Origin of the sequence: Pseudomonas oryzihabitans NBRC 102199 (genome assembly GCF_000730625.1) — a bacterium.
In the GTDB taxonomy this organism is placed as follows: domain Bacteria; phylum Pseudomonadota; class Gammaproteobacteria; order Pseudomonadales; family Pseudomonadaceae; genus Chryseomonas; species Chryseomonas oryzihabitans.
Map to the genome: position 1 here is coordinate 59,449 of NZ_BBIT01000004.1, position 11,452 is coordinate 70,900.

The following is an 11,452-nucleotide window of genomic DNA, read 5'->3' on the forward strand; positions in this document are numbered from 1 at the left end:
CCCTAGCTCCGCCCCTTTTCCAGCCGTCGCCGGATGCCCTCGGGGACATCGTCCGGCAGCGGCATCCGCCCGTCCGCCGGCAGGGCTTCCAGGCCGGCTTCGTCCAGCAGCACCAGCACCTCCTCCTTGAGGCGACTCAGGGCGAAGGCCTGCCAGGCCTCGCGTACCGAGGGGAAGAGCTCCAGTTCGTAGTCGAAGGTGCGGATCGGTCGCCGACTCTCCAGGGCCGCGCGCAGCAAGGGCTGAGCGTGGGGATGGCGCAACTGGTGCAGAAAGGCTTCGCGCAGTTCCAGGCGATCGTCCTGGGTCAGGCGCGGCAGCGGCAGATAGCGTTCGGGATCTTCCAGCTCCTCGCGTTCTTCCAGACTGAGATCGTCCGGATCGAGCAGGCGCAGGGCGCCGCTGGCAAGGTCGAGGAAGTGGGTGCCTCGCTCCCGGCTGTCCAGAGCGGCAGCCAGCAGATCGAGGTCGAGGGTGAGGGGGCGCATGGCAGGACTCCGGCACAGGCGAACAGGAGCGGAGTTCTATCTCCGCTCCTGTTGCGACCTGGCACCGGAAGCTGCGTTCAGCCTTTCCGCTGATAGGGGAAGAAGCGCCGCTCGCGCAGGTCGTGCTCGATCTGCTCCAGGCTCTTGCCCTTGGTCTCCGGCACCAGACGCCAGATGAACAGCAGCGCCACCAGGGAAATCCCAGCATACAGCCAGAAGGTATGGGCGGCGCCCAGCTTGGTCACCAGGCTCAGGGTGGTGAGGGTCACCAGCAGGTCGAAGCCCCAGTGGCTGAAGGCGCCGACGCTGGCGCCCTTGCCGCGCACGAACAGCGGATAGACCTCGGCGTTGATCAGCCAGATGCAGACGCCGAAGCCGCCGCAGTTGAGCATCAGGTAGGCGGCCAGGCAGGCCACCACCGTCCAGCGCTCCACGTCCGTCTGGGGACCGGCGCCCTGGAACAGGTAGCCCATGATCGCCAGGGCGATGATGGAGCCGGGAATCAGCGTCAGCAGGTAGCGGCGACGACCGATGCGATCCACCAGGAAGCTGCCGACCACGGTCATGATCACCACCAGGATGGTGCTGCAGCCGGTGGCCAGCACGGCGGTCTGGTCGGAGAAGCCGGCCTGGGTGAGAATGGTGGGTGCGTAGTAGATCAGGGCATTGTTGCCGGTGATCTGCGAGAACATGGCGATGCCGGCGCCCACCAGCAGGGCCGGACGGACCCAGGGCGAGAAGAGGTCACTCCAGTTGCCTTCCGGGGCGTTGCTCACGGTCTTGATCTCGGCCAGTTCGGCCTGGGCGGCAGCGGCGCCGCCACGAACCCGTTCTAGTACCGCCAGGGCGTCGCCCTCGCGACCCTTGACCAGCAGCCAGCGCGGACTCTCCGGCAGTACCGCCATGCCCGCCAGCAGGATCAGCGCCGGCACCAGGCCGAGGCCGAACATCCAGCGCCAGTGTTCGTCCAGGGCGAAGCCGGTGAAATAGGCCACGGTGATGCCGAACACCACCATGAACTGGAACAGCACCACCAGCTTGCCGCGGTGCTCCGGCGGCGCCACCTCGGCGATGTACACCGGAATGATCTGGGTGGAGCTGCCGGCCGACAGACCGAGCAGGAAGCGCGACAGGATCAGCAAGGTGACGTTGGGCGACAGCGCCGAGAGCACCGAGCCCAGGGCGAACACCAGGGCCACGCCGATGATGGTCTTGCGGCGGCCGAGGCGGTCGGAGATCGGGCCGGTGCCGAGGCAACCGAACAGGGCGCCAAAGATGATGGCGCCGGTCACCAGTTGCTTGACGGTGTCGTCCATGGCGAATTCGCGGCCGAGGCCGAGCAGGGCGACGCCGATGATGCCGGTGTCGTAGCCGAACAGCAGACCGCCCAGGGCGGCGATCACGGCGATGAGCACGACCAGCCCCTTGCGCGGGGTGGCCGCCACGGGTGCGGCGAGCGAGGGTGATGAAGCGAGCATGGGGAAATCCTTTCTTGTTTTGCCAGGGCAAGGATCGCGGCGGCGACCTGATCCACCCGCGCGGGCGGGCCGTGGGGGAGCATGGCCCAGGGAAAAGCGCGATGCGGCAGGCAGAGAAACGTTAGGTGAATCGTTTCACCTAATGATGCCAGTTGTAACAGGACTTGTGAAAAGCATCACGAATAGTGATCGGCTGCGGCTAGCTGCCGATGGTCAGTTCCTGGAAGCGCTGCTCGGGCAGTGCCGCTGCGCCCTGCCCTGGGCGCAGCGCCTGATCGCCCAGGCGCTCGACCAGGAAGTCGATGAACACCTTGAGCTTGGGCGGCAGGTGGCGCGTCGCCGGATAGAGCAGCCAGGCGCCGCCGTGGTAGTGCGGCAGAAAGGACCACTCCGGCAGCACCTGGATGATCTCGCCACGGGCCAGGGCCGCCTGGGCGGTGAACAGGGGCAGACTGCCGATGCCGATGTGGTTGAGCACCGCGTCCAGGCGCACCCCGGTGTGATTGGCGGCATAGCGACCGCGCACATTGACGTGGACCACCTTGGCGCCCTGGCGAAACTTCCAGCGTGAATCGGCCGGTTCCTCCGCCAGGTAGATGCAGCTGTGCCCGGCCAGATCGCGGGGATGGGCGGGCTGACCGTGCTCGGCCAGGTACTGCGGCGTGGCGCAGAGCAGGTGCTCGATGGTCAGCAGCTGACGACCCACCAGCCCGGGCGGCGGCCGATCGGTGATGCGGATGGCCAGGTCGACGTTCTCGTCGATCAGATCGACATAGCGGTCTTCCAGCAGCAACTGCACGTCCACCGCCGGATAGCGGCGCAGGAAGTCGGCCATGTGCGGATGGATCACCGTGCTCCCCACCGCCTTGGGCACCGACAGCCGGACGATGCCGGCCGGCGCCTGGTTGAACTGGCCACTGACCTCCAGCACCGCCCGCGCGGCGCCGACCATGTCGCTGCAGCGCCGATAGACCTCCTCCCCCGCCTCCGACAGGCGCAGCTTGCGCGTGCTGCGATTGAGCAGCCGGGTGCCCAAAGCCTTCTCCAGGCGCGCCACGCTGCGACTGGTGGAGGATGGGGTTAGACCCAGCTGACGGGCCGCCGCAGAGAAGCTGCCGCTCTCCACCACCCGCACGAAGATGGCCATCTCGCTGAGCAGCGGCAGGGGAAGATTTATGCTCACAGCGCAAAATTCCTTTGGAGAGAGGGTGGATTATCACCCTTGCGTGCGCTCTTTAGAATGAGGATGTTTCTCGTTTTCTAGGTAGTAGACGTATGACCGAGCGCCTGTATTTCCTGAGCGACAGCCTGATCGCCGAGGTCGAGGTCCACGCCTGTAGCGCCGCCGAGGACGGTTATGTCGTCGAATTGCTGGCCACGCCCTTCCATCCCCAGGGCGGCGGCCAGCCCAGCGACACCGGCTGGATCGGTACCGCCGAGGTGACCCGGGTGGTCCAGGACGGCGACCGTATCCTGCACCACACCACCCGCCCGCTGACGCCCGGCCGTGTGCTGGCCCGGGTCGACGAAGGCCGGCGCCAGCTGCATTCGCGGCTGCATTCGGCCGGGCACCTGCTCGGTCACATCGGCGAGACCCATGGCTGGAAGCCGGTCAAGGCCCATCACTGGCCGGGCGAAGGCCGCATCGAATTCATTCCGGGCGAGGCGTCGCAGCCCCTGGACAGCGAAGCCCTGCAGGCGCACTTCGACGCCCTGGTGGAAGAAGACCTGCCGCTGCAGATCGAGGTGCAGGCCGATGGCCAGCGCCAGGTGCGCTTTGGCGAGGACGTGGCGCGCTATGCCTGCGGCGGAACCCACGTGCGCTCCCTGCGCGCGGTCGGTGCCCTGAGCGCCCTGGGCGTCAAGGAAAAGAAGGGACGCCTGCTGGTGAGCTACGACATGGCTGGCGCCTGATCAACCGCTCACCTCACCCGCAGAAAGGAAGCGCCATGCTGCTCGAACTCGACGCTCTCGACACCGAGAGTTTGCTCCGTCTCACCGATGAACGCCTGCTGGCCGTGCGGGTGCGCCACTTCGTGCCGCGTCCGCTGGCCGACGACCTCGGCCAGCAGATCCTCGGCAACGGCTTCGCCACCTACACCAACGCCCCCAGCATCGGCCGCATCGGCATGGCCTTCTACGAGGCGGAGCACCAGCGCGCGCAGATGGACGACTATTTCGCCAGCGTCACCAGCAACCTGGAAGAATTGCGCCGCCGCTGCCGCCCCTACCTCAATCCCATCGACCTGGTGCGCTGCACCCTCGACGAGGTCTGGCCGGCCGGGGCCCGCCTGCAGACCCTCTGGGGCCGCAAGATGTACGTCGGCCTGTCGCGGGTGGTGAAGCCGGGGGTGCGCTTTCTCGCCCACCACGACATCTTCGCCAAGGACGCGCCGGGCAGCGAGGAAGCCGAAAGCCTGGTCGCCCAGCTGGCCTGCAACGTCTACCTGACCATGCCCAGTGTCGGCGGCGAACTGCAGCTCTGGTCGCGCGAGCTGTCGCCGGAGGCCTTCGACGCCATGCGCGGCGACAGCTACGGCATCGAACCCGACCGGCTCGGCCCGCCCTGCCTGACCATCCGCCCCGAACCGGGCGATCTGATCCTCTTCAATTCCCGCCGCATGCACGCCGTGACCCCCGGCAACGACCAGCCGCGCCTGTCGCTGTCGTGCTTCGTCGGCTATCGCGGGGCGGCCGAACCCCTCACGTACTGGAGCTGACATGTCCCCCTACCTGAGCGAATTCCTCGCCCTGGCGACCATCCACTTCCTCGCCGTGCTGGCGCCCGGTCCGGACTTCGCCGTGACCGTGCGCCAGAGCGTGAGATTCGGCCGCCTGATCGGCCTCTGTACCGCCCTGGGCATCGGCGCCGGCATCTCGGTGCACGTGCTCTACACCCTGCTCGGCATCGGCGCCCTGATGCACGCCACGCCCTGGCTGCTGGGCGTCGCCAAGGTGGTCGGCGGCGCCTACATCCTCTGGCTGGGCTTCAACCTGATCCGCAGCAAGCCCACCGCCGCGCCGCTGGACGACAGCCAGTGGCAGCAGGCCGATCTGCAACGGCAGTCGCCCGGCAAGGCCTTCCTCACCGGCTTCCTGACCAACGCCACCAATCCCAAGGCCACCCTGTTCTTCCTGGCCATCTTCACCACCGTGGTCAGCGGCAGTACGCCACTGACCGTCCAGGGCCTCTATGGCCTGTGGATGTGCGCGGTCAACGCCGGCTGGTTCGCCCTGGTCAGCCTGCTGTTTTCCAGTCCGCGCGTTCGCCAGACCTTCCTGCGCCTGGGCCACTGGTTCGAACGAACCATGGGCCTGGTGCTGGTTTTCTTCGCCGGTCGACTGCTGTTGTCGGCGCTTTGACGTCAGTCCATTCGTCTTGGAGGTCCTCCATGCCCTACGTCCACCGCGCTCCCGCTGGTATTCCCACGGAAAAGTTCGTCGTCCGCCTGCCCGATGGAATGCGTGAACGCATCGCCGCCGTGGCCCGCTCCCATCGCCACAGCATGAACACCGAGATCGTCGCCTGGCTGGAACGCAGCCTGGTGCAGGACGGGGTGCTGGAGCAGCAGCAGGTCGACGCGGACGACGAGTTGCTCAATGCCAGCGAGCAACTGCTGCTACAGCGCTTTCGCCAGCTCAACGAGCGTCAGCAGAATGCGCTGATCTCGGTGCTGGAGCTGGAGTTGCCCGTGCCGGTGAACACGCGCGAAACCGCCTGAATCCGGCCGGTTCGGGCCCCGCAGCGAACCGGCCGTCGGTTCCGGAGCCGCCAACCAGGCGGCTCTGACGTGCGGCTTTCAAGTATCGATCGGGACAGCCGATGAAGGGGGTCTTCGTACTCTCTTCCGGAATCCCCATGTCTGTATCCAAAGCCTCCTGGCTGAGCAATCTCGGCATTTCCAAGAAGCTGGCCCTGGGCTTCGGCGCCCTGCTGGTCATGGTGACGGTGGTGGCCCTGTTCGGCTATTTCACCGCCAATACCCTGCTCGAGCGCATCAACAAGACGCGCTACAGCGGTCAGCTCAAGGCGGATGTCCTCAGCGTCAGGATCGACGAAAAGGCCTATCTGCTCGATCCCAGCGCCGCCAATGCCACCCGGCAACAGGCCACCCTGGCTGGCGTGACGGAAGACATCGGCAAGGGCCTCAGCCTGCTGACCAACCCGGCCAACGTCGCCATCCTGCAGGATATCCAGCGGGAGATGAAAACCTATCAGGAGCGCTTCGCCGCCCTGCAGCAGGCCAACCAGACCAGCGCCGGGGCGCAGAAGGAACTGACCCAGGTTTCCGACACCGTTACCGAGACCCTCGATCAGCTGTTCGAGCTGGTCTTTGCCCCGGGTGGCAGCTACAGCACCGCCGACCTCAAGGCCTTGGCCGAGATGAAGGCGCAGATGGTCGGTGTGCGTCTGGCCATCCGTCGCTTCCTCGGTACCCCGGATGACAGCAAGTCCCAGGCGACCCTCAAGGTCATCGACGAGCTGCTCAAGACGCTGGCCACTGCTCAGAAGCAGATCGACGGCGACACCGCCGCCCGCCTCTACAGCGCCACCCAGGACGTGACCCGCTATCGCGCCTTCTTCGAATCCATCGTCGCCCAGAACCGTCAGGCCCAGGCCGCCGTCGCCAGTCTGCAGGAGCAGGGCAACAAGCTGGTGCAGTTGCTGGATCAGCTGGGCGAGGGTCAGCTCAAGTCCGCCGCCGCCGAGCGCCAGGCCGCCCTGCTCAAGCTGCTGCTGAGCAGCCTGATCGCCCTGCTGATCGGCATCGCCGCCGCCTGGCTGATCACCCGCCAGATCACCCAGCCGCTGGCGACCGCCATGGCCATGCTCAAGCGCGTCGCCGCCGGCGACCTCACCCAGCGCAACGAGGTGAGCCGCCGCGACGAACTGGGCGAACTGCAACGCACCACCCAGGCCATGGCCGATGACCTGCGTCAGCTGGTCGGGGGCATCGCCAATGGCGTGGGGCAACTCAGCAGCGCGGCCGACGAACTCTCGGCCTTTGGCGTCCAGACCAGCCGCGGCGTCACCCAGCAGCGCGACGAGATGCAGCAGGTGGCCACTGCCATGAACGAGATGGCGGCCACGGTGCACAACGTGGCGCAAAACACCGCCAACGCCTCCAGCGCCGCGCAGAACGCCGACAGCATGGCCCGCGAAGGCAGCCGCACGGTCAAGCGCGCGGCCGAGGAAATCACCCTGGCCGCCGAAGAGGTGCAGGGCCTGGGCGATGCCATGGAGCGCCTGGACAGTGCCAGCGGTCGCATCGGCAGCGTCATCGACGTGATCAAGGCGATCGCCGAGCAGACCAACCTGCTGGCGCTCAACGCCGCCATCGAAGCCGCCCGCGCCGGTGAACAGGGCCGCGGCTTCGCCGTGGTGGCCGACGAGGTCCGCTCCCTGGCGCAACGGACCCAGGAGTCCACCCAGGAAATCGGCGAACTCATCGCCACCCTGCAGCAGGGCACCACCGAAGCCAGTGCGCGGATGCAGGCCAGTCGCGACCGCACCCTGGGCACCGTGACCCTGGCCCAGGACGCCGAGCGCGCCCTGGAGGTCATCTACCAGGCGGTGGCGGAGATCCAGAGTCTCAATCAGCAGATCGCCACCGCGGTGGAAGAGCAGAGCCTGGTGGCCGAGGAGATCAACGGCAACGTGGTCAAGGTCAGCGGCCTGGCCGAGGAATCGGCCACTGCCAACGCCCATGCCGCCGCCTCGGTCAACGAGCTGGCCCGCCTGGGCGGCGATCTGCAGCAGATGGTCGCGCGCTTCCGCGTCTGACCCCGCTCGCGACGACGCCAGGCGCTGGCGTCGTCGGATTCAGGCCTTGGGCGTCAGCAGCTGGCCCTGGATGCCGTCGCCGATCACCAGGAAATGGCCGCCGGCGACGTGGTGCAGGGTGCGCAGGCCGTCCTGGCCACGAAAATCCCAGCGCCCCTCGCGAAACACCCGGGTATCGGCCCGGGCGGCGACCACCTCGCCGAGAAACAGGTCGTAGTCCTGCTGATTGTGCGCCTCGGGCAGCAGCCGGCATTCCAGCCAGGCTACGCAACCGGCAATCAGCGGCGCGCTGACCGCTTCACCGGCCAGCGTCTCGATGCCGTAGGCGGCGAACTTGTCCAGCTCGCGGCCGCTGGTGTTGCCCACCGTCTGCACCAGATCCACCTGGGCGGCGCAGGGCACGCTGAGCACGAAGCTGCCTTCGGCCTCCAGCAGTTCGCGGGTCCAGGTCTGCTTGTCCAGCACCACCGCCACCTTGCCCGGTTCGAAATCCACCGCCATCGCCCAGGCCGCGGCCATGACGTTGCGCCGGCCTGCATGGGCGGCGCTGACCAGCACCGTGGGACCGTGGTTCAGCAGCCGATAGGCCTTGGCCAGGGGGACGGCGGCAAGGGTCGAATTCATGGATGGACTCCCGCGGGAAAAGCCCCAGGGTAACGCAGCCCTTGCCGTTCGGCGCCGCGCGGGTAAAAAATTGCCGCTTTGCGACGCGCTCGCCAAACGTCGGGAGACATCAGGGGTCTATCGCCCACTCCCGGCCCGGGACCAACAAGAAACCTGCGTTAAGGATGACCCCTATGCCCACCTGCCTGGCCCGCTCCCTCCTGCTGCTCTGCGCCTGCTGCCTGGGCCTGCCGCTGGCCCATGCCCAGGTCGCCAAGGCGACGCACAGCGCTCCGCTCACCCAGCCGCTGCTCTCCAGCTCCATCAACGATTTCAGCAACGAAGACTGGGATCGCGGCGTCCTGCGCCGGGTGGCCGGTCTGACCATTCCGGCTACCCCGGCGAACGTCGAAGGCTTCATCAGCGGTCGCCAGGTCCAGCTGGGCGATGGCGAATGGCGCGCCATCACCGAGGTCCAGCGGGTCGGCGACAACCTGGCGGTGTTCGTCGAGGGCAAGCCGCTGGACGCCGAGACCGTGGGCTATCCCAGACGCCTGGCGGTGGATGACGCCCCCGGCACCGGACGCCATCTGCAGCGCCTGCCGGGTCGCTTCAACACCCCGATCAACGATTTCACCAACCAGGACTGGCTCAAGGGCATCTACCGCAAGGCCGCCGGCATCTCCATCCCGGTCACCGAGCGCAATCGCGAGGAATTCAAGCCGGGCGCCATCGTCCGCCTGGCCGATGGCCAGGACTATGCCGTCACCCATGTCAGCGAATTCGGTCGCAGCATGGGCGTGTTTCTCGACAGCCCCGTGCTGCCCGGCGAGAAGTACGGCTATCCGCGCCAGCTGACCTTCGTCGCGCCACCGCCCAAGCCCTAAGGGCCTGTTCAAAGTCTCGCGAGCTAGAGCCAAACGATGCGAAAAGGCCTGAGGAAGCGGAGTTTACATAGTGTAAATGAGCATTCCGAAGGCCTTTTCAACGCAGGTTGGCCGACGCGCAGCAGACTTTGAATCAGGCTCTGACCGCGGGGACCGGCGCTGGTAGAATTCTTGCCCAGCGTCGTCACCCTGGTCCGCCATGTCCAAGCTCAACCCCCGCCAGGCCGAAGCCGTGGCCTACATCAGCGGTCCCCTGCTGGTGCTGGCCGGTGCCGGCTCCGGCAAGACCAGCGTCATCACCCGCAAGATCGCCTACCTTGTGCAGCAGTGCGGCATCCGTGCCCAGTACATCTGCGCCGTGACCTTTACCAACAAGGCGGCGCGCGAGATGAAGGCGCGGGTGGCCAGCCTGCTCAAGGCCGGCGAAGGCCGCGGCCTGACCGTGTCCACCTTCCACAACCTCGGGCTGAACATCATCCGCCGCGAGTACGCGCACCTGGGCTACAAGCCCGGCTTCTCGATCTTCGACGAGGGCGACATCAAGGCGCTGCTCACCGACATCATGCAGAAGGAATACCAGGGCGACGACGGCCTGGACGAGATCAAGAACTACATCGGCAACTGGAAGAACGACCTCATCCTGCCGGACGAGGCCCTGGAAAAGGCGCGCACGCCCAAGGAGCAGACCGCCGCGGTGGTCTATCTGCACTACCAGCGCACCCTCAAGGCCTACAACGCGGTGGATTTCGACGACCTCATCCTGATGCCGGTGAAGCTGTTCCAGGAACACCCCGAGGTGCTGGAGCGCTGGCGCAATCGCATCCGCTACATGCTGGTGGACGAATACCAGGACACCAACACCAGCCAGTACCTGCTGGTGAAGATGCTGGTGCAGGAGCGCGCCCAGTTCACCGTGGTGGGCGATGACGACCAGTCGATCTACGCCTGGCGCGGCGCGCGACCGGAAAATCTGATGCAGCTCAAGGACGACTTCCCCTCGCTCAAGGTGGTGATGCTGGAGCAGAACTACCGCTCCACCAGTCGCATTCTCAAGTGCGCCAACGTGCTCATCGCCAACAACCCCCACGTGTTCGAGAAGCAGCTGTGGAGCGAGATGGGCCACGGCGATCCGATCCGGGTGCTGCGCTGCAAGAACGAGGACGGCGAGGCCGAGCGCATCGCCCTGGAAATCCTCACCCTGCACCTCAAGACCCAGCGGCCCTACGCGGACTTCGCCATCCTCTATCGCGGCAACCACCAGGCCAAGCTGATGGAGCTCAAGCTCCAGCACCACCAGATCCCCTATCGACTCTCTGGCGGCACCAGCTTCTTCGCCCGCCAGGAGGTCAAGGACGTGATGTCCTACCTGCGCCTGCTGGTGAATCCGGACGACGACAACGCCTTTCTCAGGGTCATCAACGTGCCGCGCCGGGAGATCGGCTCCACCACCCTGGAAAAGCTCGGCAACTATGCCGGCAGCCGGGATCGCTCGATGTACGCCGCTGCCGACGAGATCGGCCTGGGTGAGCACCTGGACGCCCGCTTCACCGAGCGCCTGGGGCGCTTCAAGCGCTGGATGGACGGGGTACGCAAGAATTGCGCGGGCGAGGACCCGATCGGCGCCCTGCGCAGCATGGTGATGGACATCGACTACGAGAACTGGATCCGCCAGAACGCCAGCTCCGACAAGGTCGCCGACTTCCGCATGGGCAACGTCTGGTTCCTCCTGGATGCCTTGAAGAACATCCTGGAAAAGGATGAAGACGGCCAGATGACCATCGAGGACGCCATCGCCAAGCTGGTCCTGCGCGACATGCTCGAACGCCAGCAGGAGGAAGAGGAAGGCGCCGACGGGGTGCAGATGATGACCCTGCACGCCTCCAAGGGCCTGGAATTCCCCTATGTGTTCATCATGGGCATGGAGGAGGAGATCCTGCCGCACCGCTCCAGCATCGAGGCCGACACCATCGAGGAGGAGCGCCGCCTGGCCTACGTGGGCATCACCCGCGCGCGCCAGACCCTGGCCTTCACCTATGCCACCCGGCGCAAGCAGTACGGCGAGCTGATCGACTGCACCCCCAGTCGCTTCCTCGATGAGTTGCCGCCCGAGGACCTGCAGTGGGAAGGTCTGGAAGAAGCGCCCCAGGAACAGAAGGCCGCCCGCGGCAACGATGCCCTGGCGGCGATGCGGGCGATGCTCAAGCGGGGTTG

The 11,452-nt window shown here is 66.5% G+C and carries 11 protein-coding genes and 1 pseudogene; 8 read left to right on the forward strand and 4 right to left on the reverse strand.

Going from position 1 to position 11,452, the window contains the following annotated elements:
* Positions 1–2: 2 nt before the first annotated feature.
* From POR01S_RS06235 to POR01S_RS06245, 3 genes are all read right to left on the reverse strand, one after another.
* Positions 3–488 (reverse strand): UPF0158 family protein, encoded by a 486-nt coding sequence (locus tag POR01S_RS06235; RefSeq protein ID WP_027597441.1) that lies wholly within the window; start codon positions 486–488, stop codon positions 3–5.
* Positions 489–565: 77 nt separating this feature from the next.
* Positions 566–1,966, reverse strand: coding sequence for a sugar porter family MFS transporter (locus POR01S_RS06240; RefSeq protein WP_037006622.1), 1,401 nt, complete (start codon positions 1,964–1,966; stop codon positions 566–568).
* Between the two features lie 199 nt (positions 1,967–2,165).
* A complete protein-coding gene (locus tag POR01S_RS06245; RefSeq protein WP_007159848.1) occupies positions 2,166–3,149 on the reverse strand; it encodes a LysR family transcriptional regulator in 984 nt (327 codons plus the stop codon).
* Positions 3,150–3,241: 92 nt separating this feature from the next.
* On the opposite strand from POR01S_RS06245, the gene POR01S_RS06250 reads away from it, so the two are divergent.
* The 6 genes and pseudogenes from POR01S_RS06250 to POR01S_RS24245 all read left to right on the forward strand — a co-directional run bounded on the left by POR01S_RS06250 (position 3,242) and on the right by POR01S_RS24245 (position 7,751).
* Entirely contained in the window at positions 3,242–3,880 is a 639-nt protein-coding gene (locus POR01S_RS06250) for an alanyl-tRNA editing protein (protein WP_042134589.1), read from the forward strand.
* 35 nt (positions 3,881–3,915) lie between these two features.
* Complete coding sequence (locus POR01S_RS06255) at positions 3,916–4,686, forward strand: 2OG-Fe(II) oxygenase (protein ID WP_007159850.1); 771 nt, start codon at positions 3,916–3,918, stop codon at positions 4,684–4,686.
* Between the two features lies 1 nt (position 4,687).
* Complete coding sequence (locus POR01S_RS06260; RefSeq protein WP_027597438.1) at positions 4,688–5,329, forward strand: LysE family translocator; 642 nt, start codon at positions 4,688–4,690, stop codon at positions 5,327–5,329.
* A gap of 29 nt (positions 5,330–5,358) precedes the next feature.
* Complete coding sequence (locus POR01S_RS06265; RefSeq protein ID WP_042134592.1) at positions 5,359–5,688, forward strand: Arc family DNA-binding protein; 330 nt, start codon at positions 5,359–5,361, stop codon at positions 5,686–5,688.
* Positions 5,689–5,906: 218 nt separating this feature from the next.
* A pseudogene (locus POR01S_RS24240) lies at positions 5,907–7,052 on the forward strand (methyl-accepting chemotaxis protein); the annotation flags it as partial.
* Positions 7,026–7,751 (forward strand): methyl-accepting chemotaxis protein, encoded by a 726-nt coding sequence (locus POR01S_RS24245; protein ID WP_377709321.1) that lies wholly within the window; start codon positions 7,026–7,028, stop codon positions 7,749–7,751. The pseudogene POR01S_RS24240 and the gene POR01S_RS24245, both read left to right, overlap by 27 nt.
* A 39-nt stretch (positions 7,752–7,790) precedes the next feature.
* Here POR01S_RS24245 and POR01S_RS06275 read toward each other — a convergent pair whose 3' ends face one another.
* Entirely contained in the window at positions 7,791–8,375 is a 585-nt protein-coding gene (locus tag POR01S_RS06275) for a flavin reductase family protein (protein ID WP_042134596.1), read from the reverse strand.
* 173 nt (positions 8,376–8,548) lie between these two features.
* Here POR01S_RS06275 and POR01S_RS06280 point away from each other — a divergent pair, with 173 nt between their 5' ends.
* Entirely contained in the window at positions 8,549–9,241 is a 693-nt protein-coding gene (locus tag POR01S_RS06280; RefSeq protein WP_027597434.1) for a hypothetical protein, read from the forward strand.
* 199 nt (positions 9,242–9,440) lie between these two features.
* Positions 9,441–11,452: DNA helicase Rep (gene rep / locus POR01S_RS06285; protein ID WP_027597433.1), on the forward strand; the 2,012-nt coding region annotated here is incomplete at its 3' end.